Source organism: Streptomyces sp. NPDC021749, from assembly GCF_040640655.1.
Classification (GTDB): Bacteria; Actinomycetota; Actinomycetes; order Streptomycetales; family Streptomycetaceae; genus Streptomyces.
Genome location: NZ_JBFACE010000010.1, coordinates 23,522 through 48,281 on the forward strand (window position 1 = coordinate 23,522; position 24,760 = coordinate 48,281).

A 24,760-nucleotide genomic window follows, 5' to 3' on the forward strand; every position below is an offset into this window, starting at 1 on the left:
CGGACAGGAATGCCGCGCCGGACAGGAAGGCCGCGCCGCACAGGGACACGGCGGTGAACCGGGCGAAGGAGGGCACGGTGGCGGAGCACGCGGCGGTGCAGGGGGCGGCGGTGGAAGGTGCGGCGGAGCATACCGTTCTGGTCACCGGCGCGACGGGCAATGTAGGCCGTCAGGTCGTCCGCCAGTTGGTGCCGACCGGGGTGCGTGTACGGGCCCTGACCCGGAACCCGGACTCGGTCGGCCTGTCGGACGGCGGAGTTGAGGTGTGGGCCGGCGACCTGTCCGACCCCGGCGGCCTCGAAGAGGCCCTGAGGGGCGTCGACCAAGTCTTCCTGATGTGGCCCTTTCACACGGCCGACCCCGCGCCCGCTCTCGTGGATGCGTTGCGGCGTCACGTGGACCGCGTCGTCCTGCTCTCCTCGGGAGCCGTCCAGGACGGACTCGCCCCCGAGCGACAGCCGCACCCGGTGGGACGTTCCCACGCCGCGCTGGAGCACGTCATCGAAGGTTCAGGACTTGGCTGGACGCATCTGCGCCCCAGCACCTTCGCCAGCAACACCCTCTGGTGGGCCGGTCAGATCCGCGCGGGTGACGTGGTGCGCGGTGCCTTCGGAGCGGCGCCCATGGCCCTGCTGCACGAGGCCGACATCGCCGCTGTCGCCGTACGCGCCTTGACCGAGGACGGCCACGACAAGGCGACCTACACGCTGACCGGGCCCGAGGTCCTGACCCAGGTCGATCAGGTGCGCGTCATCGGTGAGGCCATCGGGCGGCCGCTCCGGTGGGAGGAACTGTCGTGGGAGGGTGCCAGAGAGCAGCTGCTCGCGGATGACAGCTTCCCCGACGTGTTCGTGGACACGCTGCTGGACGGGTACGCCGAGATGCTTGACGCCCCGTGTCCGGTCACGACCACCACGGTCGAGGACGTCACCGGAAGACCGGCACGGACGTTGCACCAGTGGGCTGTTGACCACGTCGCCGACTTCCGTTGACCCACCGTCCCCTGGCGGCGTTCTTCGCTCTCACTCGCAGGGGGAGTTGGGTGATGACGCGGCGCTGGCACGGGGTTGCCAGCGCTGTGACTGCCTAGGTTCGCCGGGTGGGTGGTCGTGGAGGTTGGGCGGGCGGTGACGTCCGTGCCAACTGTTGGAGGTGTGTGGCTGAGCCTGTGTGAGTGCGCAGGCTGACCGATCAGGAAGGGTAGGGGCAAGCCCAACCGGTTTCCGGCGAGTACCTACCGCCGCGCCCACGGTGTCACGGTGGCGCCTCCTTCCACGGCTGCTGCTCCGTCGGCGACGATCGGCTGTCGGGCGTCAACCGTCGCCGCAAGGGCACCGCCAACAGCGTGGCGGCGCGGAAGTCGATCCGCGCCGCCCGGCCCGACGACACACCGATCTACCTCGTCCTGGACAACAACCTCTCTGCCCACACCGGTGCGGACATCCGCCGCTGGGCGCAACGGCCGTCCGCCGCCAGTAGATGAAGAAGAACGAGGTCAGGGCGCAGAGCGGCAGACGGACCTGTACTCGTCCAAGAGGCGGAAGAACAGCCTCAGCGGGTCCTCTCCGTCGGCATGCCGCTCGATGGCATCAGCCCAGCCGCACGACATTGACCAGCCTCGACGAGCGCGCAACCACTCGGCGAACGGACCACCGGGCGACAGCGCGAAAGGCTCGTCGATCCCGTGAACGGACAGAGCCGTGGCATAGCCGATCAAGATGTTCTGCACGTCCCGCAGGCCCCCGGGCCCACCCACATGGACGGCCGCAGCCGGATCTGGTCCAAGACGTCTTGGACGTTCCGGCACTGATCGATCGGTCGCGGAACTTGTCCCCGATCAACTGACACGGACCGGAGTCTACGACCAGACCCGGTGGACCTCCCCGGTCACCGCACTAGAGCGCGCGGAGTGCGTTTCCCAGGTCCGGGCCGTAGGAGGCCCAGCACTGGATGTCCCCGGCGTCGGAGACCAGATCGCCGAGATACCAGGTGCCTTCGCCGTTGCCCTCGCCCTGGCCGTCGCCAGCACCGCCGTTGGCCCGGACCGCGCAGATGCCGTCGAGGTTGATCGCGTAATCGGCTTGGAGGGGCGTGCCGTTGTGGGTGACGGTTCCGACGGTGGTGAGGAGACGGGCTTGCGGGCAGCCGGTGAGGCGCTGGACGTCCGTCAACGTCCAGGGCGCGGGCAGGCGCACGCCGTGCGGTTCGTCGGGCCCGTCCTCCGGCTCGACGTCCGATGTGACGGCGGGGTTCGTTGAAGGGGCCATCAACTCAACTACCGCGTGGCCGAGGTGGGGGCGGACCCACTCTCCCTCGCGCTCCATGCCGAGGACGCCTCCGAGGAAGGCCATGTCCAAGGTTCCCGTTGGGGTCTCCCAGCGGAACGGGACCCGGGAGACGTGCGCGGGGAAGTCCTCCTCGGCGGTTGTGCCGGGCCCGAACGACCGCTTCGGGCGCGGCCCGTCGTCGGTGTACCGGTGGGCGAAGAACGCGGTGATCCACCCCGTGACCCGGTCGCCCCCCGAGGCCGACTCCCACTTGTAGAGGGAACGCCAGAAGTCCTGGTCGACACCCCATCCCGAGGCGGTCGCCCAGATCGCGTCCAGCACCGGCTGCAGCGCGGTGAACCACGGCCGCAGCCCTTCGAACCACTCCGCCAGTTCCTGTACCCGGGCCGCTAGCAGACGCCAGTCGCGGTCCGTACCCTCCAGCCGGATCCGCGGAATACCGCAGAGGGTCTGCCACCGGAAGCGGTAGTACGGGCTGACCACGTCCATCAGCGCCACCAGCATCGCCGTGGCTTCTGAGTCCGTGGTGGTGGAGAAGGTGGGCTGGAACAGGTCGGCGACCTCGTCACCGATCCGGGCGCGCAGTGGCTGTTGGACCAGGTTGATCGACCGCTCCCAGTCCAGGGGGGCGAGGTCGTCCCGTACGACGATGGTCTGACGGTGCCCGGGCGTCTCCGTGAAGATCCCCTCGTACGTCTCGGGGTTCAGCCGGACGTGTACGGCCACCTCGTGCACGACGGCGTACCAGAGGAGGTCGGGCGAGAGGCTCAGGGGGAGGTGAGCGGTGAAGCACGTGTGGAGGGCGCGGAGGAGGAGGCTGGAGGTGGGTTCGGGGGCGGTGAGGTCTGGGGTGGCGGTGTCTGGAGTGGGGATGGTTGGGGTGGCGGTGTCTGGGGTGGGGGTGTCTGGGGTGGGGATGTTTGGGGTGTCAGTGGACCGGCCTATGAGGCGGTCGGTGCTGCGGTGGTGAAAGCGTGCAGGTGGGTGGTCGCGGAGCACCGCCCGCAGGAAGCCCTCGTTGTCGATTTCGGCGAGTTCCGAGGCCAGCTCGGCGGCCTTTTGGTCTGCTTCGCTCTCTTCGTCCGCTTCATCCGCTTCGCTCAACGGCAGGTCGATCTCGAATGCCATCAGTCCCCCTTCCCATCCGCTCTCTGAACGGCGATCCGAATGGCCATCCACCCCCGGTGATCCAATCGGTGATCCGAACGGGATCCAAAGGGGAACCGAGCGGGATCCGAACGGTGATCTGAACACGGTGATCTGAACGGCGATCGTCCGTGATCCTAAAACGCCGACGGGCGAACACCGAACGCCCGGCAGGGCGCTGAACTCGGCATGTGTGCTCGGAGTCGACCAGCGCCCACTCCCCGTAGTGCCGGTCCCCGTAGTACTGGACTGGTCCCCGCAGTGCCGGGCCCCGTGTACCGGGTCCCGAAGTGCCGCGTCCGCGAGTCGACGTGCCGCACCGGATGCGACCCCGGTCCGTGGAGCAGAGCATGGCAGCAGGGAAGCCGGACCGGACGGAGCCGACCGGAGGTTTCGTATGAGTGCCCCCGACACGACACCCAGGCCTGACGACGTGCCGTCATCGAGCGATGCGCAACGTCCCGGCAGCAGACGCGATGTCAACCTCTTCCTGGGGTTCGCCCCCTGGATCGTTTTCGGCGTGGTGGCCAGCCCCAGCTCGTGGGGATTTGCCGCGCTCGCCGCGCTCATCACGGCGATCGGGACCAGCCTCCCCGACATCAGGCGCCGCAGCCTGAAGATCCTGGACATCGCCGGCCTGCTCTTCTTCGGCGTCCTCTGCATCCTGTCGCTGGTCCTCGACCGTCACGACCTGATCTGGCTGGAGACTTACGCCCAGACCCTGTCCGGCGCCGTCCTGGCCGCGGTGGCCTTTGCCTCGCTCGCCTTCATGCCGTTCACGGAGCAATACGCGCGGGAGTCCGTGCCCCGCGAGTACTGGGGGACCCCGCTGTTCCGGCATGTCAACCGGGTGCTGACGGCGGTGTGGGGTGCGGTGTTCCTGGCGACGGCTCTGCTCGGCGTCCTCGCGCTGCGCAGTACGTCGGGGGCAGACTGGCTCAACTGGGTCATTCCGATCGCCTTGCTTGTGGGTGCGGTCCGCTTCACGAGGTGGTATCCGGATCGGGCCCGGGCGCGAGCTCGGCAGTCGTCCGTCACATAGGCGTCTGCCACGTAGGGGCCCCCAATGCGTTCCGCCACGTAGGCGTCAGCGCGAGCCCCTCGTGGCTCCTCCCGTGGCTCTCCTCCTCCCGCGGCGCAGAGGCTCATCCATCGCCGAAACGTTCTCTCAAGGAGAGAGGCGGCGAGATTCACTCTCCCGTGTGCTGCGCCTCAATTCGAACACGTGATGCAATCTTCGTGTGACTCCTTCCTGCGCCTTCCCTGAAGATCTCGTGCAGGCTCAGCGTGCCTGGTACGCCGCGTACCGGGAGCTATCGCGCGAGAGAAACCCGTCCCAGACCACGGTGCTGCGTCGCAGGCTGCAGCAGCTGTCCGTGCGGATCGCCACGCACCCGTACTGGGCGAGCATCCCCGGTCGGGCCCCAGCTGCACGAATGGCCCTCAAGCAGCAAACCTGGGAGTGCGAGCCCGAGCCCGAGCCCGAGGAGGTCAGCTCGTGAGCGAGGGTCGGGTACGGGGGCGGCGTACGTGGGTGGGTAGTGCGGGTAGCAGGTAGGCAAGTTCTTCTTGACAATTCTCAAGTGTCAAGGCGTACTTGCCTTATGCCTCTTCCCGATCTGGATGACCTCATTGCGGAAGTAGACCGGACCTGCGATGCCGCGCACCGAGCTGGTGGGCAGGAACAGCCGGACTGGCTCGCACTGCTCACCGTGGCGGCGAATGTGGCCGGCCAACTCCAAGCACTGGCAGACGACTTGGTCGAGGACTATGTCGAGCACTGCCGGATGCACGGCAGCTCGTGGACGGACATCGGAACGGCGCTCGGCGTGACCAGGCAGGCGGTGCAGCAGCGCTTTCACGCGCCCCACAAGCGCTACGGTCCCGAGGCGATGACTGACGACCTCCGTCAGGCGATGGTGCATGTGAAGCAGGCCGCGGTGCATCACCGCAACAACTACATCGGGACCGAGCACCTGCTCTGGGGCCTCACCGCGGAGGACAACACGGCTACGCGTCTCCTGCGGACCGTCGACGCATCGCCCGAGGATCTGCACAAGGCCGTCGGGGCGCGACTGAGTATGGGGGCGTCGCAAGCGGCGGAGCGGATTGCCTGGACGCCCTACTCCCGTAAGGCCATGGCGATCGCGGAAGAGCGGGCCGAGGCTGCCGGTTCGGCGCGTATTGGCTGTGACCACCTGCTTCTGGGGCTCGCCCAGATCGATCGTGGGGTGGCCGCCGCGGTGCTCGGTGACGCGGGTGTGGATCTCGCGACTCTCGACGGGGCTATGCGTCTTTCTGGTTGACCTGGTTGACGTGGTTTACCTGGTTGACCTCGATGACTTGGCTGACCTGTTTGGTGACTTGGCCGACTGGGCTGATCCGGCCTCGGGGTGGCCTGGTTGACCAGAGGCCGAAGAAGCGGGTGATCCAGTAGCTGGAGCAGATGGAGTCGATGAAGTGCGCGGTTCCGGTCCGGCCGCATTGTTGGGGGCCCGCGCCCGGGTCGACCGGTGTGCCGTGGCCGATGCCCGGCACCCTGTTGACCTGGACGGCTACCGTGCCGTCCGTCGCCACATACTCCTGACTGCGGGTGGCGTTCGGGCCGATGGTGGAGGTGCGGTCCGGGGTCTGGCCGAGGCCGTGGACGGCCGTCCATTGGTCGCGCAGTTCGTCGGCGTTCCTCGGGGCGACGGTGGTGTCGTTGTCACCGTGCCAGATCGCCACGCGGGGCCAGGGGCCGGCATACGACGGGTAGGCGTCACGGACGCGTTGTGCCCAAGTGGCGGGCGTACGGTCGACGCCGGGGTTCATGCACGTGAACGGCCCGGTGTCCTTGGTGCAGTTGTAGGGGAGGCCGGCGATCACCGCTCCGGCCGCGAAGACGTCGGGGTAGGTGGCCAGCATCACCGACGTCATGGCGCCGCCCGCCGACAGTCCGGTGACGTAGGTGCGGGAGGGGTCCGTGCCGTAGGCGGTACGGGCGTACGCGACCATCTGCCGGATGGAGGCGGCTTCTCCCTGGCCGCGCTGGTTGTCGAGGGGCTGGAACCAGTTGAAGCACCGGCTGGGGTTGTTCGAGGAGGTCGTCTCGGCGAAGACCAGGAGGAAGCCGTACCGGTCCGCGAAGGTCGTCAGCCCCGAATTGTCGGCGTAGAGCTGGGCGCTCTGGGTGCAGCCGTGCAGGGCGACAACTACGGCTGGGTAGCTGGGTAGTTGGGGCGGCCGGTAGACGTACATGGAGAGGTTGCCGGGGTTGGTGCCGAAGTTGGGCACCTTTTCCAGGCTGATGGTCGGTCCTTCTTTCTCGGCGGCGCTGTGGCTGGTGCTGTGACTGTGGTTTTGGCTGGGGCTTTGGCTTTGGCTTTGGCTGGGGATGGGGCTGTGGTTGTGACGGTGACTGTGGTTGTGGGTGCTGTTGCTGCGTGTGGCCGTCGGGTGGGGGTGCTTGCTGCCTGCGGCCGGTGTGGCGGCGAGTAAGGCTCCGGCTGCAGCGGTGGCCAGGCAGGTGGCGGCCAGCCGGGGCGGGGGCGGGCGTCGGCCGCGGTGCCCTATCGGAGGGAACGGGTTCGAAGGAGCCTGCTGGTGGGGTGATGGCGGTGTGTGCGGTGGGGGAAGCGTCACCGTGACCTCCTGTGGCGACGACGGTGCGGGCCGGTGGCACGGAGCTCGGTGGGTGCGGGCGCGCCGCTGGGTTGCTGCTCACCGTACGAAAGGGCCACTACGGCGCGTCATGGTGCGAGTCGCCACAGTCCCCCGTTCCTCCGGTGCCGTGTGACGGTTGCGCCGGGATGGGGGCCGTGCTACCCGGGCGGAGGGGGAGGTGGAGGGGGAGGGGGAGGGGGTACGGGCCGAACCGCCGGATCCGGGTGAGGCGGTGATGCGTACCTGGCGGCGCGTACCCGGCGGCGTCGAGCGTGCGCGTCATGCGTGGGGGTCATGCGTGCGCGCGGGGGGAGAGGGATCAGTCAGCGCGGAGGAACGTGAGGATGGAGTCGGTCTGGTTGAGGAGGGCGTGGCCGGCCTCGGGCAGGACCTTCACGGTCGCGTGGGGGAGGCACTGACGTACACGCCGGGCGGTGTCCTCGGAGTCGAAGAAGGCGTCGCGGCTGCCGACCGTCACCAGCATGGGCATGGTCAGGCGGCGCAGCGCACTGTCGGGGAAGAGGGGGAGCCGCTCGGTGCGTGGCTTGAAGTGAGTGAAGGTCAGCATGACGTGGTCGAGGAGGTGCTGGACCTCGGGTGCTTCCAGGCCCGTGCCGGTCGCTACTGACCGGCGCACTCCCCGGCGTCCGAACGCGCGCAGGAGTACGGCCTTGAAGAGCCAGGCCGTCTTCTGCTTGCCCAGGCCGCCGGGGCAGAGCAGGGCCAGACGGGTCACCCGGTCCGGCCGGCGGGTGGCGTAGTCCAGCGCCACCCATCCCCCCAGAGAAATGGCGACGATCGCCGTGCGGGTGATGCCCAGATGTTCCAACACCTCGTCCAGCCACAGCGCATGGGCGTCGGAGGACAAGGGTGGGCGGGAGGTGGCGCTCAGGCCCGGTTCGCCTATGAGGTCGAGGGCGTACGTCCGGAAGTGCCGGGACCAGGAGGCGATGTCGTCCTGCCACATCGTGGTGTTCGCTCCCGAGCCGTGCAGCAGGAGTACGGGCGGCGCGTCCTTCGGACCGGAGACGAGGACGAAGGTCTCGCCTTCGCGGGTCGGTATCCGTATCTCCTCGGCGGGTACCGGCCAGGCTTGGAGCATCTCCCGATAGCGCTGCTGGATCTCCCTCGCGCCGGCTTCGGTCTTGTAGATCGAGCTCGCGTTAGCGCTAGCGCGAGCGTCCGTGCCGGTGCCGGTGCCGGTACTGGTGCGGGTGCTGGCGCTGGTGGTGTTGGGGCTCGGGTTTGTGCTCGTGTTCATGAGGTGAGCACTCCTTCCATGTAGTCGAACAGCCGGGCAGTGTCAGCCAGACCGCCCAGGACGATGACCTTCAGACGGGCCCTTTCCTCGTCGTAGGCCGTCTCGATCCGGAGTGGCGCATGGCCCGGGCCGCGGTTGGTGGCCAGGCTCATCAGCAAGCTGGTCAGTCGGCCGGCCGTCTCGAAGCTGATCGCGTCGATCTCGACGATGCTTGAGACCTCGGTGTGCTGTTGCTGTCGTTGGCGTTGTTGCTGCGGTCGCCGCCCGTCCGCTTCGCCCAGGGGCGCAGGTGCGGGACGGCCGGTGAAGGCTTCCAGGTCTTCGTGGGCGATGCGGTACTGCTTGCCGATGCGGACTGCGTGGAGACGTCCGTCCCGCACGTAGTTCCGGATGGTGCGGACATGCAGGCCCAAGTGCTCCGCCACTTGTTCCACGGAGTAGAAACGATCAGGCATGAACGTACCTTAACTTCCCCTATCTGTAAGCGCAATGAGGAAGTTTGAGGAATGTGAGGAAGGGTGGGGAGGGGATGGGGGAGGGGCGCGGAGAGGAGCGGAGGGCAGAGGAGGGAGGGGAGTTGGAGGGGAGAGAAACGGAGGGAAAGGGAGGGAAAGGGAGGGAAAGGGAGGGAAGCGGAGGGGGAGCGCTAGGGGCTGGTCCCAGTGGCTGTGAGCCATCTCGGTGGCCGTGCGGGGAAGTCGGGTGGCTGTGCAGCCGGTTGGGGGCGAGGTGGCGCCACGATGGGGCGATGGAGGAGAGAAACTCTCGGGATGCCACGCCGGGCAGGGCGCTGCGCACACCGCGGGCGGCCGGGGCGGCGGGAGTGCTGGCGGCGCTGCTGCTGGCGGCCGTACTCACGATCGTCCGCATCAGCCTGCCCGCCGCGATTCCGGCCCACCCGAAGGACTGGCCGTCCCGATGCTCCCACCGTCAGATCCTGGAGACCGCCCTGGGCCTGTTGCCGTTCGCCGGAATCTTCTTCCTGTGGTTCATGGGCGCCGTACGGGACTACATCGGGCGCACGGAGGGGGGGCGTGGGCCATACGGTGAACGCCGTGCCCGGAAACGGCGACGGGCGGGCGGAGAACAGGTTCTTCGCGACCCTCTTCTTGTGCAGCGGGCTGATGTTCACCGCGTTGGTGCTCGTGGCGGGGGCCGCCGCCGGCGGCCTGCTCGCCATCACCGGCAACGTCCCGGCGGGCGCGCAGAACCTTTGGACCTACGGGCGGACGACGCTCACCCTGCTGGCGAGCTACGCCATGCGGATGGCCGCGGTGTTCGCGCTGTCCACCACGACCATCGGACTCGGTCTGCGGGTCTTCCCGCGGTGGCTGGCGTGGCTCGGCTATGCGGTCGCGCTCGTGCTGCTGTTCGTCGTGGGTGCCGTTCCCTGGACCGAACTGACCTTTCCCGTCTGGATGCTGGCCACCAGCACGTACGTCCTGGTGGTCTCCTCCCGTGCCCGGAGGTGAGGGGGTCGGCCAGGAGTGGGCAGGGGAGGCCGGGGAGGTGGGGAGTGGGCCGCCGGTGCGGGGAGGAGGGGGTGGCCGGTGCGGAGGCGGTCGTCAGGTCGACGGCGTCGCTGAGTACGAGGACGCCGCCCGGGGCGAGCAGTGAGCTCAGCTTATGGATCATGCGTCGCCACGGGCGGAGATGCATCAGTACGAAGCGGGCGTGGACGAGGTGGAAGCGGCCGGGGTCGAAGTCGAGTGCGGTGACATCGGTGGCCTGGGCCACGAGCCCCGGAGGGGGATCGGCGGTGAGGAAGCGGGTGTCACGGTCGACGGCCAGTACGGAGGTGACATCCGCCGACTCCAGGAGCCACCGGGCGACGGTGCCGGTCCCGGCGCCTACGTCGAGGCAGTGCCAGCCGGGGCCGGGGCCCAGCGCCGTCAGCCGTGCGGTGCTCACCGCGTCGTAGGCGAGCGCTCCCAGGTCGATGCGATCGGCCTCGCCGGCGTCCTCCGGGCGGAAGGTGTCCTCACCGCAGTGGCCGGCAACAGCTCCGTAGTGCCCGGCAATAGGCCTGGCCGGCCCATCCGATGGCCGGGCCCCTTGCCGTTCCCCTTTAGTGCGGGCCCCTCCCGTACGGGCCCCTTCAGTAGGGGCCCCTCGGTATGCGCCCTCTCCGCACGCGTCCTTTCCGTTCGCGCCCTTTCCGTACGCACCTCTCCAGTATGGCGGCGGGGGTCAGGGCTTTCCTGCTGTGGTGACCGGGCGGAGCTCGTCGGTACGGCCCGTTTCCGACCGGCCGCCGTGCGTGGGTGCCCTGCCGCCCTGCCCAGGTGCCCGGCCGCCTTCTGCGCGTGCCTCACCCTCCTTCCCCGTACGCGTCCGGTGATCGGGTTCGCGTGGGGCGCTGCCGTTCTCTTCGCCGGCGTGCTGACCGGTTCTGGCCGGGGAACTGCCGTGACGTCGTAGGAACAGGTGGAGGAGGGCCAGCAGGACGGCGGTGGCCAGCGCGCTGTGCCAGAGCAGGGCGTCCAGGCGGTGCGCCGAGAGGTACGCGCCTGCGGCGACGGCCGCCAGGGCGCACACCGCGCGGTCGACGAGGCTCTCGACGGACAGCAGGGTGGCGCGGGGCGCGCCCGCGGGGACCGCGTCGTTGACCAGCTTGCGCTGGAGGGGAGACGCCAGACCGGTGACGGCGGCGAACACGCACAGCAGCGCGACGGCCGTCCAGGGACCGCCGAGCGTACTGCCCGCCAGAGCCGCCGCCATCGCGAGGCTGAGCAGCGACACCCACGCCACCGGGGAGAGCCGCGAGCTGAGCCATTGCGGACGGGCCGAGGCCACCGCCTCGGCGACGGTCATGGCGGCCAGTACGGTGCCGTGCGAGCTTTCGCCGATGCCGTGGTCGAGCAGGACCGGCTGGAAGAGATTGACCTGGCAGATGCGGGAGAGCGTGAACAGGGCCACCCCCTGCACCATGACCAGGGCGAGCCAGGGCGTGCCGCGGACGGCGCGGAGGGCGGCGGCCGCCTCATGGCGCGTGGTGCGCTTCCGGCCCGCGGCGGGGGCGGCCGCGGCCTGGCGGGGCAGCAGTACGGCGCAGACGAGGGAGCCGCCGGCGCTGGCCGCGCTCAGGACGTACGGCGCGGAGTGCGCCAGGGCCATCAGCGGTCCGAGCAGCGGCCAGCACAGCACCTTCGCGGCGAGGCCGAGCGCCCGGGCCTGGCCCTCGGCCTTCAGGTAGTGGGCGCCCGCGCCCTCGGCCCGCAGGCCCTCGTAGAGATAGGCACTGGCCGCACCGGAGGTCAGGGAGCGGCCGGCGGCGATGAGCAGGAAGTGGACGAGGAAGCCGGTGTAGCTGGGGGCCCAGACCGGGGCGAGATTGGCCGCGGTCATGACGACCGCGCCGGCCCGCAGGCAGTTGCGGGTACCGATGCGGTCGGCGACCAGTCCGGTGGGGATCTCGAAGAGGCAGAACGCGGTGTAGTAGATGCTCTGGATGCCGAAGATCTGGCCGTCGGTGAGTCCCGCCTGCCGTTGGTAGGCGTAGAACACCGGCATCCACCAGAGCAGGTTGAACAGGAGCTGGAAGCCGTTGTTCAGGCGGATGATGCGGCGGGCCCGGGGCGGCAGGGGCGGCGGCGCGGCGTCCGTCGTGGTCTTCGCGCGCTCGCCGGCACGACTGCGGTCCCGGGGGCCGGGGAGGTGGCGGCTCACCTTGCGTAGGGGCGGATCTGGACCAGGTGGAAGGAGCCCTGATCGGTCATCAGCCATTCGATGTCCAGCGGCCGGTCCACGTCCGCGCCGCCGTCAACGTCCCTGTGCACGTTTCCGTGCACGTTTCCGTCCACGCCGCCGTCCACGCCGCCGTCAACGTCCCTGTGCACGTTTACGTCCGCGTTTACGTCAACGTCCCCGTCCCCGTCCCCGTCCGAGCCCGGGGCTGCGGAGTCGGTGCCGCTGAAGTGGGACTGCAGCAGCCGGCCGGTCAGGGCGAGGTGCGCCAGTCGTTCCCGGGTGGCGGCCGGCAGGTCCTCGGTGGACGAGCCCAGCGCGACGGTACGGCCGCCGCCTTCGACCGTGTTGTACAGGTACTGCAGCGGCAGCGCGGTGCCGTCGACGACGTTCTCCGGGGAACCGGCCGAGCAGTTGAGGTAGACGTTGCGGAAGTCCGCGCGCCGGGTCGGGTTGCAGGTCACCAGCACGCCGCCGAGGTCCGCGGGCTGATAGCGCTGAATGATCACGCCCATGTAGGTGTCGTCGGGAGAGATGCCCGCCTGGTGGCGCAGCCGGACGCTGCGCGGCGACAGCAGGGAGGCCCACACCCGGCGTACCGCGGCGAGGAGTTCGTCCGCGCCGTACACCGCCGTGACCGAGTCGTACACCCCCGCCGCCGAGAACCCGGGCAGGTCCTCGGCGTTGGAGGACGAGCGGACCACGAGCCGGCCGGTGCCGGACGGATCGGAGGGCAGAGCCTGGGGGACGGACGTGATGGCGCGGGCCACGTCGTCGGGCATCGGGGCGGTGTGCTGGATGAGGTCCTGCAGCCGCCGACAGAGCGGGTCGATCCCGTCGTTCCCCTCGATCCCGTCGTTCCCCTCGATCCCGTCGTTCCCTTCGATCGCGTCGATGCCGTCGCTCCCATGGATCCGCTCGATCGCGCCGATCACGTCGACCGTTGTGCGTTCCAGGGCGGCCTTCAGCTCGCTGATGCCCTGCTGTATGGCGGGGGAGGACATGAGGAAGCGGTGCTGCAGGGCGAACGGGAGGGCGATGCCGTCCGGAGCGGTGACCGTGGCGCGGACGAAGTCCCGTGCGGCAGCGCGGAGTTCCGCGCTGAGCGCGGCGTCTCGCGTGCCCTGCGGAAGGCGGGAAGGGTGGGAAAGGCCCAGGCGGGCGGTGAGGTGGGCGTAGAGGTTCGCCCGGGGTGGCCTGGGGCGGCCGTAGTAGGCGGTCAGGTCGACGGTGTGGTCGGACGGCTCACCGGCCTGACCGGAGTGACCTGCCTGACCAGCGTGCATGCCTTCACCATTGGCCAGGACGTGATGCAGCTCCCCGAGGTTGGCCGCCTTGGTGCCGTAGCGGTTCTGGTCGGTGCGGCGAAGCCGGTGCAGGGGCAGCGCCGGTATGTCGGCGTGCAGAAGCGGGGGTTCCAGGCGGATCCGGTGCGCCGGACGCCGGTCCGACGCGTTCGGCGCCGGTGTCCGGGCGGGCGCAGCGGACGCCGGGGAGAGCGCCGGTGCCGGCGCCTGGGGGAGGCGTTCGAGGGTGATGTCGTCGTCCTGCACCTCGTAGCGGACCCATGCGTCCGCGAGCCCCTCCGCCGCGATGAGCTGGTCCAGGTCGCGGATGACGGCGTTGGGGATGCCCCAGCCGGAGGCGAGGACGTTGGTGTGCGAGAGCGGGGTGGTGGGCGCGGTGTTGATGAAGCCGGCGACCCGCGGTACGTCGTCGGGCAGGCACGGCATGGCGACGATGTCGGACCCGCCGAGCGCGCCGGCACCGGCCGCGTACTGCGCGTACTCCTGGGCGGTACGGAAGTGGCGCAGCCGGCCGACGGCCTCGCCGGAGTTGAGCGGGGTGCGGGTGCGGCTGCCGAACAGCTGGTGACTGAGGATCCGCGGCACCCGGACGTCACTGATCGCGCCGAGGGCGTGCTCCTGCCCGTGGTTCGCCGGCTTCAGCAGCAGCGGCAGCCGGCTGTCGAGCCGGTGGCGGACGAACGTGTAGAACTCCTCCAGCATCGGGCCCGTCATGGTGTCCGCCTCGGTCGTCTCCAGCACGAGGAAGGAGCGCCCTCGGCGGGCGTCGGGCACCCGGGTGCCCGTCGTCGCACGCGTCGCACCCGCCGGCCCCGCACCCGTGTCGCTGTGGAGGGAGAGCACGCCCAGCAGGAACCTGCGCTCCGGGTCGGCGTAGACCGAGGCGTTGAACGCGTCCAGGCAGGAGTCGAGTTCCGCCAGCTCCATGCCCAGGATGCGGGTGGCGATGTAGTCGACGTGGAAGGGGTGGACGGCGGCGTCCAGCAGGTGCCAGGTGCCCTCGGCGCGGTCGACCACGACCTTGACGTAGGGGTGGCCGGCCAGGGTGCCGCAGAGGGTGCGGAAGAGCGGGAGGGCCAGGTGCGCGCCGACGGTCGTGCGGTCGACGGCTGCCGTGTGGTCGTGGGCGGTGGTGGCGGGGGCGGCAGTGAGGGTGGTGATGGTCATGAGCGTGCCTCCGCGGTCTTCGTCGTGAACGGCCTCTCGTGCTGGTCCTCGTGCGGCTCCTCCTGGGGGAGCACGGTCGGCAACGCGTCCACCAGGGTCCGGAAGTCGCGGAGCACGGTTTCGGGGTCGGTGGCGGACAACAGGCACAGTGCCGCCATCGTGTTGGCGCCGGCGGCGGGGTCGTACACCGGGACGGGGGCCCCGTCCGGGAGCGAGTTCTCGGCCACTACGGACAGTTGGCTGCCGGCGCTGAGCGGTACCGCGTCCCGCACGGTCGGGAAGTCCCACCGCCGCCGGTCCGGCCAGGCCGCACCGGCGCCGTCCACGGCCAGCACGACGAAGGAGCCGGCCGCGCCGCGCGCCTCCTGCGGGGTGAGCGCCCGGGCGGGCCAGGACACCGGGCGGCCCAGCAGGTGGTCGACGAGCATGCCGATGAGGTCCAGGCCGAAGACCTCCTCGATCTGCGGAACGGTCATCGCCCCGCCGAACCGGGCGGCGGTCTCGATGACCCACATCCGGCCGTCCGCACCGAGCTTGATCTCGGTGTGCGTACCGCAGTTCTCCAGCCCCAGCGCGTCGACTGCCTCGCGTGCGAGGGCCACGACGCGCTGCTGGGCGTCGGCCGGCAGCGCGGCCGGGGTGATGCCGGCGCGTTCGGTGAACGGTTCCACCGTCGGCATCCGGCCACTGAGGCAGACCGGTCGGAACACGCCGTCGACGACGACGCCCTCGACGCTGACGTAGTCGCCCCAGCCCGGCTGGTCGAACCAGCCGTCCGCGGTGCCCGGCACGATCTCCTCGACCAGGAAGTCGGCCCCGGCGTCGGCCACGTGCAGCTCGGCGTAGCCCAGTTCGGCGGATTCCGCCATCACCTCACGGGCCCGCTGCCAGGCGGCCGGTACCTCGTCGGCGGAACGGATGATCCGGTGGGCGGTGGAGCCGGCGCTCCAGGCGGCCTTCAGCAGTACGGGGAGGCGGAGGGCGGCGGCCGCGTCCTGCAGCTCCCGCTCGTCGGCCACCGGGCGGAACCGCGGCTGGGAGATGCCCCGCCGGCTCCAGGTCCGGCGCATCAGCCGCTTGTCACGGGCGAGCGCACAGGAGGCGCCGGCGCCGGCCAGGCCGAGCTTCTCGCAGGCCTCGGCGACCGCGACGACCGCGTACTCGGAGAGGGTGACGACGGCGTCCGCGCCCACGGCCTGGGCACGGGAGACGATCAGGGACACCAGGTCGCCGCGCTCGGGCCCGGTGGCGGTCCGCACGGACGCGCACCGGCGCTCGGCGGCGGCGGCGGTGGGCGGCAGCGTGCTGAGCGCCAGCAGGTGCACTGCCGACCGAGCGGCGACCCGTGACAGGGCATACCCCAAGGGCGGACCGCCCTTGGCATACACGAACAGCACCGTGCTCACTGAAATCCGACTCCTTCACAGGCGGGGGAGGGGCCGTGTAACGGCCGTTGACGACGCGGCGGCTGACGCTCGGACGCGGTACCTCCAGAGAACCAGCCGGAGGGTGCCGGATCCGCCGCCACGGGCGCCGAACGCTTAGGCAAATGCCAGAGTTGTGGAGTTCGCCGGGCGGCTGTGAAGGTCCTGTGATGCCGTATGGGGTCCTGCACCGTACGGCCGTCCGCCCCTCAGATCGGCCGAGACCGGCCCGCCCCGCACCCAGCAGATCGGCCGAGAAGCGGGCATACGGCGTGACGGCGGGGGATACGCATGCTCGGGGGGCCAGCGTCTCGGCGTACGGGGCACGTCGGCGCGCGAAGCCGGCCCGGCGTGAGCCGGTCCGGCACGTGAGGTGGCCCACCCGCGCCCCGCCCAGCTCTTCGTCGCTTCGTCACAGAGAGGCCGTCGTGGACGAGACCGGTCTGAAGTCGCTGCTCCAACACCTCCCGGTGTCCTGGTGGGAGGCCGACCGCGAGCTACGGGTGATCGACAGCGGAGGAGGGGCCTTCGACGACGCCCGCACCGCCCAGCGCTTCCTCGACACCGTCACCGACCCGTCGCAGGCCACCGGCCACGGACGGGCAGCCGACCGCGCGCGGGCCGGCAACCACTGGCGGGCACGGTTCGACGGCCGGCTCTTCGACGTGAACTGGCCCCTCGGCCCACTCCGGCAGGACCGCCTCCGCGGCATCGCCGTCGAGATTTCCGGCGCGGACCGGGACCCGGCCCCGCCCTCCGCCGCCCCCGCACCCCTTCCCTCCCCTCCGGCCGCCCTCCGCCGCTACGACGCCTTCGCCGACCTCGCCCCCGCCGCGGCCTTCATCCGTGACCCCGACGGGCGCTACCTGTGGGCCAACCACGCCTACGCGCACCTCTACGGCACCACCCCCGAGCAGGTCATCGGCAAGGACGTACGTGAGGTCGACGCCCCGGCCGACGCCGACCGGGTGCTCGCCCTGGACCAGGAGGTGCTGGCCCGCGGCAAACCGGTGCGGCACACCCTCACCTACCACCGTGCGGACGGCACCACCGGCCACGCGGCCGGCCACCGCTTCCCCGTACGCGAGGGAACCCAGACCTGTGTGGCCGGTATCTACATCGACATCAGCGACCACACCCGAGCCCTCCACCAGCGCCAGCAGGCCGAGGAGAACCTGTACGCGCTGCGCGACCACAGCGGACTGCCGTGCGCCCTGATCTCCGCCGGCGGACGGATCCTCCAGGCCAGCGCGGCGGCCGCCGAACTCCTGCAGACCCGGCTCTCCGACCTCGTGGGCCGCCGGGCCCACACGCTGCTCGCACCGGCCCCGGAGTTACCCGCACTCCGGCGGAGTTGGCACGCCCTGATAGCCCGCCGCAGCCGGCGCATCCAGACCTCCACCGTCCTCCTCGACGACCGCGGCCGCCAGCGCCGTGCCCAACTGCACCTCACCACCGTGGGCCGGGGGCCGTCCCGCGCCGCCAGCGTCTGGGCAGTGATCACCCACCAGAGCCTCGCCCACGAACCCCATCCGCCGCTGACGGCGAGTCAGGTGCGTATCCTCTCCCTCCTCGCCGCAGGCCGCAGCAACGCCGAGATCGCCACCTCCCTCCGGCTCTCCCGCCAGACCGTCGACTACCACCTCAGCCGCCTGCGCGACCTGCTCGACGCCCCGACCCGGTGCGCCCTGGTCGCCCGCGCCTACGTCCTCGGCATCCTCGCCCCCCAGTCCTGGCCACCCCGCTCGGCAACGGCCGGCCATCCACAGAGCGCCACGTGAGGGACGGCGGCGCGACCTCACGGCAGACAACCGCGCTGCCGTGACCCACACCATGGTCGTGATCCTCACCACTGGGGTGGTCCTCGATGCTGCGCTCCCGCCACGGGACCGGCATCCTGATCCAACTCCCAAGGCACACCGTGGCACTTGACCAGGACAGGATGGGCCCCATGGCAACCGATGACCACCCGACCGGCTTCGACCGCGACACCTTCACCCACGACGGAGTCACCCGCGAGATCCTGCGGCGCGGTACCGGTCCGGCGGTGATCGTGATGGCGGAAATACCGGGGATCACGCCCAAGGTGCTGCACTTCGCAGAACGGGTGGCCGCGATCGGCTGCACCGCCGTGCTCCCGGTGCTCTTCGGCACGCCCGGCCGGCCTGCCGACTTCGCGGCCGGCCGTCGGCTCAAGTCCGTTACGTACGTGGCCTCGTCCATGGGAAAGGTCTGTGTGAGCCGCGAATTCACCACGCTGGCCACCGGGAAGTCCTCCCCCGTGGTGACCTGGCTACGGGCGCTGGCCGCCCATGAGCACCAGCGCTGCGGCGGTCCCGGCGTCGGGGCCGTCGGCATGTGCCTCACCGGCGGCTTCGCCCTGGCCATGGCCGTCGACGACCGCCTCGTGGCCCCCGTGCTGTCCCAGCCCTCCCTGCCCTTGCCCCTCACCAGGAGCCGGTCCGCCGGGATCGACATCTCCCGCGAAGACCTCGCCGCCGTCCGCACCCGCTGCGAACGCGACGGCCTTCAGGTCATGGGGCTGCGCTTCCGCACGGACCGGCTGGTGCCGGGGGACCGGTTCGCCTTCCTGCGCCGGGAACTCGGCGAGGCGTTCGTCGCCGTGGAACTCGACGACGACGCCGCGAACCCCGATGCCGTGCTGCGGCCGCACTCCGTGCTCACCGAGCACCTCATCGACGAACCGGGCCAGCCGACCCGCGCAGCCCTGGACGGCGTACTCGACCTGTTCCGCAACCGCTTGCTGGAGGGGAGGGGCACCACCCCCACCGCCGCGACGGAGACGCCGGCCACTTAGGGAGGCTGGCCCCGTGGGGGGCCGCCGTGCCGGCCCGGTGCAATCCGGGCCGGCAGTGGACGAGTTGCCTACGGGCGGGCGTACGGCCGGGTCATGATCTCCATGTTGTGGCCGTCGGGGTCGGTGAAATACGCGCCGCGGCCGCCGAAGAGGCGGTTGATCCGGCCGGGTTCGGTGTGGTGGGGGTCGGCGAAGTAGGTGACACCGACCGTTTCCAGACGGGCGATCATGGCGTCGAACTGCGCGTCCGGTACGAGGAAGGCGTAGTGCTGCGACTGGATCGGTTCGTCGCGCTTCTCGTAGTAGTCGAGGGTGACGCCGTTGCCGAGATCGACGGGAAGGAAGGGGCCGAACGGTGCGCCGACCTTGACGCCCAGGATCGCGGCGAGGAACTCGGCCGACAGGTGGCGGTCACTGGCGTAGACGGCGGTGTGGTTGAGCTGGGCGATGGTCGTCGGCAGCTCGGACGTGGCGGAATGCGGCTGCTGGTCGTACGGCATGGATGAATGTCTCCAGGTCTTGGGAAGTGCTGGTTCTGGGCGCCGCGTGGGGGCGCCGGGAGCGAGGTAAGACGAGGAGAAAGGGGGGCGGGGCTCGTGCCCGCCTCGGGCTCACGCCGAGGCCGGGAGCCTCACTGATGAATGGCCCATGGCCGACCCGGCAGTCACCCGGCAGACATTAATGATCATCGGCCGCCGATGCAACGTCGTTTCCCGCAAAGGTCATGCACTTCCTTCGCAAAGTAGGACATTTGATCCCTCGGTCGGTCATGGGGTCGATGGCGGGATCCCGTTCAGGCGGGACCGCTTGAATGATCAAAAAGACGAGGGGTTAGCATATGAGCACCGCCTAGCTCGAAAGATAAACCTGTGACTGTCAACGACGACTCGTTCACCAACTGGAAGAACCGCGAGGAGATCGCGGAGTCGATGATCCCGATCATCGGGAAGCTGCAGAGGGAGCGGGACGTCACGGTCCTGCTTCACAGCCGCTCCTTGGTGAACAAGTCGGTGGTCAGCATCCTCAAGACGCACCGGTTCGCCCGGCAGATCGCCGGTGAGGAGCTCTCGGTCACCGAGACGATGCCGTTCCTGCAGGCCCTCACCACGCTCGACCTCGGTCCGTCCCAGATCGACCTCGGCATGCTCGCCGCGATGTACAAGACCGACGACCGCGGTCTCTCGGTGGCGGAGTTCACCGCCGAGGCCGTCGCCGGTGCCACGGGTGCCGACAAGATCGAGCGCAGCGCACCGCGCGACGTCGTCCTCTACGGCTTCGGCCGCATCGGCCGTCTCGTCGCCCGCCTGCTCATCGAGAAGGCCGGCTCGGGCAACGGCCTGCGGCTGCGTGCCATCGTCGTGCGTGGGGGAGGTGAGCAGGACCTCGTCAAGCGGGCCTCGCTGCTGCGCCGTGACTCCATCCACGGCCAGTTCCAGGGCACGATCACCGTCGACGAGGCGAACAGCACGATCATCGCCAACGGCAACGCGATCAAGGTGATCTACGCCAACGACCCCTCGGAGGTCGACTACACGGCGTACGGCATCAAGGACGCCATCCTCATCGACAACACCGGCAAGTGGCGGGACCGCGAGGGCCTGTCGAAGCACCTGCGCCCCGGTGTCGAGAAGGTCGTCCTGACCGCCCCGGGCAAGGGTGACGTCCCGAACATCGTGCACGGCGTCAACCACGACATGATCAAGCCGGACGAGCAGATCCTGTCCTGCGCGTCCTGCACCACCAACGCCATCGTCCCGCCGCTGAAGGCGATGGACGACGAGTACGGCGTGCTGCGCGGTCACGTGGAGACCGTCCACTCGTTCACCAACGACCAGAACCTGCTGGACAACTACCACAAGGCCGACCGCCGCGGCCGCTCCGCGCCGCTCAACATGGTCATCACCGAGACCGGCGCGGCCTCCGCCGTCGCCAAGGCGCTGCCCGACCTCAAGGCGCCGATCACCGGTAGCTCGATCCGCGTGCCGGTGCCGGACGTCTCGATCGCGATCCTGAGCCTGCGGCTCGGCCGCGAGACCAGCCGCGAGGAGGTCCTCGACTACCTCCGCAACGTATCGCTGGCCTCGCCGCTCAAGCGCCAGATCGACTTCACCAGCGCCCCCGACGCGGTGTCGAGCGACTTCATCGGATCGCGCCACGCCTCGATCGTGGACGCCGGCGCCACCAAGGTCGACGGCGACAACGCGATCCTCTACCTCTGGTACGACAACGAGTTCGGCTACTCGTGCCAGGTCATCCGCGTCGTCCAGCACGTCTCCGGGGTGGAGTACCCGACCTACCCGGTGCCGCCGGCGGTCTGACCCCCGCGGACCGGATCTCTCCGGTCGCCCTGATCCGGCCTGTCTTCCGGTCTCCCGGAAGGCAGGCCGGCGGTGTTTCCGCGGAGCGGTGGACCGGCATGGGCGATCATGGCAGCGGTACAACGGAGAAGCGGCACAACGGACTTCGAGGGGTGGACGGGCGTGACGGAATCGGGGCGGGGCGCGACGGCGCGTGGCGAGAGCGGGGGCGGGGCAGCGGAGGCCGCAGGACAACGGCGGATTCTCCTCCTCCTGACGGTGGCGTGCCTGGCCTATGCGGTCGACCTGGTCAGCAAGCTGGCCGTGGTGGCGAAGCTGGAGCACCAGGCACCGGTGAACGTGATCGGTACCTGGCTGCAGCTGGACGTGACACGCAACTCCGGTGCGGCGTTCGGTATGGGCGGCGCGAGCACCATCGTCTTCACGGTGATCGCGGTGGCCGTTTCCCTGGCGATCGTTCGCCTGGCGCGCCGGCTCTACAGCGTCCCGTGGGCGATCGCCCTGGGCCTCCTGCTGGGCGGGTCCCTGGGCAACCTGACGGACCGTCTCTTCCGCGCGCCCGGCCGGTTCCGCGGCGCGGTGGTCGACTTCATCTCCGTCCGCGGCTTCAGCGTGATGAACCTCGCCGACTGGGCGATCGTCTGCGGGGGCGTCCTGATCGTGTTCTTCTCGTTCCGAGGGTGGGAGCTGAACAACGTCCGCGAAGGGGCGCATGACGAGGACGCGGCCGCACCCGCCCGGCCCTGACCGCACCCTCGGTGACGGGGGCGGCGCACGGGGTCACCACCTGGGCCGCCGGGCCCGCCTCTGCGCACACTGGAGGTATGGGCCGGTCGACCGTGCGCGAGGAGACGGCGGAGCGTGACGACCTGCTGGCGGCAGCCGTCGTCAAGGCCGTTCAGGGGCCGGGTGCCTACGCCGGGAGCGTCTTCCTGCGCTCCCGCGACCGGCGCTCCCTCGTGCTCGCCGCGACCTGCGGGGTGCCGCCGTCCCTGCTGGGCGGCTGGAGCCTGATTCCGGTGAGCAGCCCGATACCGGTCGCCGTGGCGTACGGCTCCGGGCGCACCATCCATCTGACCGACGCCGACGAGACCATGCGCCGCTTCCCCCAGCTCGCGGTGGCCCTGCCGTACGCCTTCGGCTCCTGCTCCGTACCGGTCGGGGCGGGCGGGGAGACCTTCGGGGCACTCGCGGTCGTCTGGGCCGCGCCGCCCGGCAGCGGCGGGCTGACCAAGACCCAGCGCCGCCACCTGCGGGCCCTCGCCAACCGCCTCGGGGCCTCCCTGGCAGCCTTCCGCGCCCGTACCGGCGACCCCCTGGAGTGCGATCCGGACACGGCCCCGGTCGAGTCCCCCGCCCCGTCCGCCCCCGCGGTCCGGGCCGGCCTGTTCGACTGGGACCTGGCCACCGGTGCCCTGACCGCGGACGACGAGTTCTGCGCGATCTTCGGCCTCGACCCGGAAACCTTCGACGACCGGGTGGGCACCCTGGCCGCCCGTCTCCACCCCGGCGACCGTGCCGCGTTCCGTGCCGCCTTCCGCGCGGCGTCCGACGAGGGGCGGATCACGTCCCGGCCGCTGCGCGTACGCGAGGCCGCGGGCGCCGGGCCGGGCGGCGGCACGGACGGCGGCGGTGAGGGGCACGGCAGCGGCGAGGGATACCACAGCGTGGCGCTCTGGGGCCGGGTGCCCGATCTGCCGGACGACCGGGCGCGCGCCCACCTCGTCGGTGTGGTCATCGACGCACGGGCCGGCCGCGCGGCGGCCGCGGCGGTCGAGCGCCTCCGGGACGGACTGTTCTCCCTGACCCCCGACGGCCGGGTCAGCTACGCCAACCGCAGCCTGGAGCAACTGCTGGACGTCAAGGGCGAGGAGGTGATCGGGCAGTGCCTGTGGGACGCCCTGCCGTGGCTGTCCGATCCGGCGATCGAGTACCAGCACCGGTCCGCGATGATCTCGCAGACGCCGACGTCCTTCCTCGTCCGCCGCCCGCCCGACCAGTGGCTCGCCTTCTCCCTCCATCCCGACCCGAACGGCGTCACCGGCCGGGTCGTCCCCACCGGCCGCCCGGCCGCCTCCCCCGAGCCCGCCGCGCCACCCGCCGCAACCGCACCACCCCGGCCCGCCCCGCCGGCCGGAGCGTCATCGACTCCGCCGGCCCACGCGACGGCTGTGTCGGCGGCCGCCGCACCGGCCCGCCTGGGCGTCATGTACCACGTCCTGCAACTGGGCAGCGCACTGACCGAGGCGGTCACCACCCACCAGGTCTGCGAAGTCGTCGCCGAGCAGCTCCTCCCGGCGTTCGGCGGTCAGCAGCTCGCCCTCTACTCGGTCCGTGACGGCACGATGCACCTGATCTTCCACACCGGCCACCACGAACACTTCCTCGACTGGCTGGAGGGCATGCCGCTGCACGCGCCGCTGCCCGGCACCGAAACCCTGACCTCCGGCATCCCGCTCTTCATCGAGTCACAGCAGAGCCTCTCCCAGGGCTACCCCGGCATCCCGATCGGCGGCGTGAACTCCTGGGCGTACCTCCCGCTGATCGCCTCCGGCCGCCCCGTCGGCACCTGCGTCCTCGGCTTCGACGAGGTCCATCGCTTCACGCCCAAGGACCGCAGCGTCCTGACCGCGCTCGCCGGACTGATCGCCCAGGCACTGGAACGCGCACGGCTCTACGACTCCGAGTTCGCCCTCGCCCGCGGCCTCCAACAGGCCCTGCTGCCCCACCGGCTGCCCGTACTCCCCGACCTGCGGACGACGGCCCGCTACCTCCCCTGCACCAGCGGCATGGACATCGGCGGTGACTGGTACGACGTCATCCCGACCACCCGGGGCGTGTCCCTGGTCATCGGCGACGTCGAGGGACACAGCATCGCCGCAGCCGCCACCATGGCCCAACTCCGCAGCGCGGTACGGGCGTTCGTCGCGGTGGGGCACGCCCCCGGCGACGTCCTGGCGGGCGCCAACCGCACCCTGATCGACCTCGGCACCGGCCTCCTCGCCAGCTGCTGCTACCTCCACCTCGACCCCGCCCGGCACCGTGCCCTGGCGGTCCGCGCCGGCCACCCGCCGCCCCTGCTCCGCCACCCCGACGGACACACCGAAGTACTGGACCTGGAAACCGGTCCCCTCCTCGGCGTGGACCACGCCAGCGACTACCCCGAGACCTCCCTGGACCTCCCACCCGGCTCCGCGCTCGCCCTCTACACCGACGGCCTGGTCGAAGAACGCGGCATCCCCATCGACGTGGGCATCGACCACCTCCGCAGCTCCATGGCGCACGCCCCGGCCGACTCCCTCGACGAACTCGCCGACCGCCTCCTCCACCACGCCCAGCGCTCCTCCTACCGCGCCGACGACATCGCCCTCCTGCTGGCCGAATACCGACCGGCAGCCACCGCCCGATAGCCCCGAGGGCGCGCTAGGCTGGTCGGGCAGCTGGTTCGCCCTGTCCGCCAGGCAGGCGCGTCGCAAGAGGGAACCCGGTGGGAATCCGGGACTGCCCCGCAGCGGTGAGCGGGAACGACCGCCGTCATACGCACTGGGCCCGGACGGGTCTGGGAAGCGACGGCCAGTAGGTGTCCTCACGTCGTGAGGACGCGCCCGCGAGTCCGAAGACCTGCCACCTGCCCGCGTGCGGGACCGCCCGTGCGCGGACATCCCGGTGACCTTCGAGGGCGGGTCGGCGTACAGACCG

At 70.6% G+C, this 24,760-nt stretch carries 17 protein-coding genes, 3 pseudogenes and 1 riboswitch; of the genes and pseudogenes, 11 read left to right on the forward strand and 9 right to left on the reverse strand.

From position 1 onward, the window contains the following. Positions 1 to 77: 77 nt before the first annotated feature. Both AB0G35_RS12480 and AB0G35_RS12485 read left to right on the forward strand, forming a co-directional pair. Positions 78 to 992 (forward strand): NAD(P)H-binding protein, encoded by a 915-nt coding sequence (locus AB0G35_RS12480; RefSeq protein ID WP_360947632.1) that lies wholly within the window; start codon positions 78 to 80, stop codon positions 990 to 992. Positions 993 to 1,202: 210 nt separating this feature from the next. After that, positions 1,203 to 1,462 (forward strand): annotated as a pseudogene (locus AB0G35_RS12485) (IS630 family transposase); the annotation flags it as partial. A gap of 433 nt (positions 1,463 to 1,895) precedes the next feature. On the opposite strand, the gene AB0G35_RS12490 reads toward AB0G35_RS12485, so the two are convergent. Further along, positions 1,896 to 3,416, reverse strand: a complete 1,521-nt coding sequence (locus AB0G35_RS12490; protein WP_360947634.1) for a DUF4419 domain-containing protein — start codon at positions 3,414 to 3,416, stop codon at positions 1,896 to 1,898. Positions 3,417 to 3,831: 415 nt separating this feature from the next. On the opposite strand from AB0G35_RS12490, the gene AB0G35_RS12495 reads away from it, so the two are divergent. The 3 genes from AB0G35_RS12495 to AB0G35_RS12505 all read left to right on the forward strand — a co-directional run bounded on the left by AB0G35_RS12495 (position 3,832) and on the right by AB0G35_RS12505 (position 5,740). Continuing rightward, positions 3,832 to 4,476, forward strand: a complete 645-nt coding sequence (locus AB0G35_RS12495; protein WP_360947636.1) for a hypothetical protein — start codon at positions 3,832 to 3,834, stop codon at positions 4,474 to 4,476. Positions 4,477 to 4,708: 232 nt separating this feature from the next. Continuing rightward, the gene (locus AB0G35_RS12500; RefSeq protein ID WP_360947638.1) at positions 4,709 to 4,936 is read left to right on the forward strand and encodes a hypothetical protein; all 228 of its coding nucleotides are present in this window, start codon (positions 4,709 to 4,711) and stop codon (positions 4,934 to 4,936) included. A gap of 102 nt (positions 4,937 to 5,038) precedes the next feature. Further along, positions 5,039 to 5,740: a Clp protease N-terminal domain-containing protein gene (locus AB0G35_RS12505; RefSeq protein ID WP_360947640.1), complete on the forward strand. Its 702-nt coding sequence runs from the start codon at positions 5,039 to 5,041 to the stop codon at positions 5,738 to 5,740. A gap of 103 nt (positions 5,741 to 5,843) precedes the next feature. Here the strand turns inward: AB0G35_RS12505 and AB0G35_RS12510 are convergent. The 3 genes and pseudogenes from AB0G35_RS12510 to AB0G35_RS12520 all read right to left on the reverse strand — a co-directional run. Continuing rightward, positions 5,844 to 6,722: pseudogene (locus tag AB0G35_RS12510) on the reverse strand (PHB depolymerase family esterase); the annotation flags it as partial. Positions 6,723 to 7,398: 676 nt separating this feature from the next. Continuing rightward, positions 7,399 to 8,340 carry an alpha/beta fold hydrolase gene (locus tag AB0G35_RS12515; protein ID WP_360947642.1) on the reverse strand — a complete coding sequence of 314 codons (942 nt, stop codon included), beginning with the start codon at positions 8,338 to 8,340 and terminating at the stop codon, positions 7,399 to 7,401. Next, positions 8,337 to 8,795 carry a helix-turn-helix domain-containing protein gene (locus AB0G35_RS12520; RefSeq protein ID WP_360947644.1) on the reverse strand — a complete coding sequence of 153 codons (459 nt, stop codon included), beginning with the start codon at positions 8,793 to 8,795 and terminating at the stop codon, positions 8,337 to 8,339. The genes AB0G35_RS12515 and AB0G35_RS12520 overlap by 4 nt, the downstream gene beginning before the upstream one ends. 600 nt (positions 8,796 to 9,395) lie before the next feature. On the opposite strand from AB0G35_RS12520, the gene AB0G35_RS12525 reads away from it, so the two are divergent. Beyond that, positions 9,396 to 9,812, forward strand: a complete 417-nt coding sequence (locus AB0G35_RS12525) for a hypothetical protein (RefSeq protein ID WP_360947645.1) — start codon at positions 9,396 to 9,398, stop codon at positions 9,810 to 9,812. Positions 9,813 to 9,888: 76 nt separating this feature from the next. Here the strand turns inward: AB0G35_RS12525 and AB0G35_RS12530 are convergent. The 4 genes and pseudogenes from AB0G35_RS12530 to AB0G35_RS12545 all read right to left on the reverse strand — a co-directional run. Then, a pseudogene (locus AB0G35_RS12530) lies at positions 9,889 to 10,362 on the reverse strand (class I SAM-dependent methyltransferase); the annotation flags it as partial. Between the two features lie 168 nt (positions 10,363 to 10,530). Then, positions 10,531 to 12,009, reverse strand: coding sequence for an MFS transporter (locus AB0G35_RS12535; protein ID WP_360947646.1), 1,479 nt, complete (start codon positions 12,007 to 12,009; stop codon positions 10,531 to 10,533). Next, on the reverse strand, positions 12,006 to 14,501 hold the full coding sequence (locus AB0G35_RS12540; RefSeq protein ID WP_360947647.1) for a PEP/pyruvate-binding domain-containing protein: 2,496 nt from the start codon (positions 14,499 to 14,501) through the stop codon (positions 12,006 to 12,008). Before AB0G35_RS12540 ends, AB0G35_RS12535 begins: the two co-directional genes overlap by 4 nt. After that, complete coding sequence (locus tag AB0G35_RS12545) at positions 14,498 to 15,907, reverse strand: ATP-grasp domain-containing protein (protein WP_360947648.1); 1,410 nt, start codon at positions 15,905 to 15,907, stop codon at positions 14,498 to 14,500. The genes AB0G35_RS12540 and AB0G35_RS12545 overlap by 4 nt, the downstream gene beginning before the upstream one ends. A gap of 446 nt (positions 15,908 to 16,353) precedes the next feature. Between AB0G35_RS12545 and AB0G35_RS12550 the strand changes: the two genes are divergently transcribed. Both AB0G35_RS12550 and AB0G35_RS12555 read left to right on the forward strand, forming a co-directional pair. Then, positions 16,354 to 17,706 carry a PAS domain S-box protein gene (locus tag AB0G35_RS12550; RefSeq protein WP_360947649.1) on the forward strand — a complete coding sequence of 451 codons (1,353 nt, stop codon included), beginning with the start codon at positions 16,354 to 16,356 and terminating at the stop codon, positions 17,704 to 17,706. A 170-nt stretch (positions 17,707 to 17,876) separates the two neighbouring features. Further along, complete coding sequence (locus AB0G35_RS12555; protein WP_360947650.1) at positions 17,877 to 18,743, forward strand: dienelactone hydrolase family protein; 867 nt, start codon at positions 17,877 to 17,879, stop codon at positions 18,741 to 18,743. 68 nt (positions 18,744 to 18,811) lie between these two features. Here AB0G35_RS12555 and AB0G35_RS12560 read toward each other — a convergent pair whose 3' ends face one another. Then, positions 18,812 to 19,243, reverse strand: coding sequence for a VOC family protein (locus tag AB0G35_RS12560; protein WP_360947652.1), 432 nt, complete (start codon positions 19,241 to 19,243; stop codon positions 18,812 to 18,814). 369 nt (positions 19,244 to 19,612) lie between these two features. On the opposite strand from AB0G35_RS12560, the gene AB0G35_RS12565 reads away from it, so the two are divergent. The 3 genes from AB0G35_RS12565 to AB0G35_RS12575 all read left to right on the forward strand — a co-directional run bounded on the left by AB0G35_RS12565 (position 19,613) and on the right by AB0G35_RS12575 (position 24,471). Continuing rightward, entirely contained in the window at positions 19,613 to 21,061 is a 1,449-nt protein-coding gene (locus tag AB0G35_RS12565) for a glyceraldehyde-3-phosphate dehydrogenase (protein ID WP_360947653.1), read from the forward strand. Positions 21,062 to 21,169: 108 nt separating this feature from the next. Next, positions 21,170 to 21,808 (forward strand): signal peptidase II, encoded by a 639-nt coding sequence (gene lspA / locus AB0G35_RS12570; protein ID WP_360947654.1) that lies wholly within the window; start codon positions 21,170 to 21,172, stop codon positions 21,806 to 21,808. 77 nt (positions 21,809 to 21,885) lie between these two features. Next, complete coding sequence (locus AB0G35_RS12575; protein WP_360947655.1) at positions 21,886 to 24,471, forward strand: SpoIIE family protein phosphatase; 2,586 nt, start codon at positions 21,886 to 21,888, stop codon at positions 24,469 to 24,471. Positions 24,472 to 24,485: 14 nt separating this feature from the next. Beyond that, a riboswitch (cobalamin riboswitch) is annotated at positions 24,486 to 24,705 on the forward strand. Positions 24,706 to 24,760: the final 55 nt, after the last annotated feature.

What these genes read in the sequence shown, in the direction of transcription:
- AB0G35_RS12515 (WP_360947642.1), bottom strand. Translation starts at nt 8,340, where the DNA reads ATGAACACGAGCACAAACCCGAGCCCCAACACCACCAGCGCCAGCACC.
- AB0G35_RS12560 (WP_360947652.1), bottom strand. Translation starts at nt 19,243, where the DNA reads ATGCCGTACGACCAGCAGCCGCATTCCGCCACGTCCGAGCTGCCGACG.
- AB0G35_RS12555 (WP_360947650.1), top strand. Translation starts at nt 17,877, where the DNA reads ATGGCAACCGATGACCACCCGACCGGCTTCGACCGCGACACCTTCACC.
- AB0G35_RS12575 (WP_360947655.1), top strand. Translation starts at nt 21,886, where the DNA reads ATGGGCCGGTCGACCGTGCGCGAGGAGACGGCGGAGCGTGACGACCTG.
- lspA (WP_360947654.1), top strand. Translation starts at nt 21,170, where the DNA reads ATGGCAGCGGTACAACGGAGAAGCGGCACAACGGACTTCGAGGGGTGG.
- AB0G35_RS12495 (WP_360947636.1), top strand. Translation starts at nt 3,832, where the DNA reads ATGAGTGCCCCCGACACGACACCCAGGCCTGACGACGTGCCGTCATCG.
- AB0G35_RS12520 (WP_360947644.1), bottom strand. Translation starts at nt 8,795, where the DNA reads ATGCCTGATCGTTTCTACTCCGTGGAACAAGTGGCGGAGCACTTGGGC.
- AB0G35_RS12505 (WP_360947640.1), top strand. Translation starts at nt 5,039, where the DNA reads ATGCCTCTTCCCGATCTGGATGACCTCATTGCGGAAGTAGACCGGACC.
- AB0G35_RS12540 (WP_360947647.1), bottom strand. Translation starts at nt 14,501, where the DNA reads ATGACCATCACCACCCTCACTGCCGCCCCCGCCACCACCGCCCACGAC.
- AB0G35_RS12490 (WP_360947634.1), bottom strand. Translation starts at nt 3,416, where the DNA reads ATGGCATTCGAGATCGACCTGCCGTTGAGCGAAGCGGATGAAGCGGAC.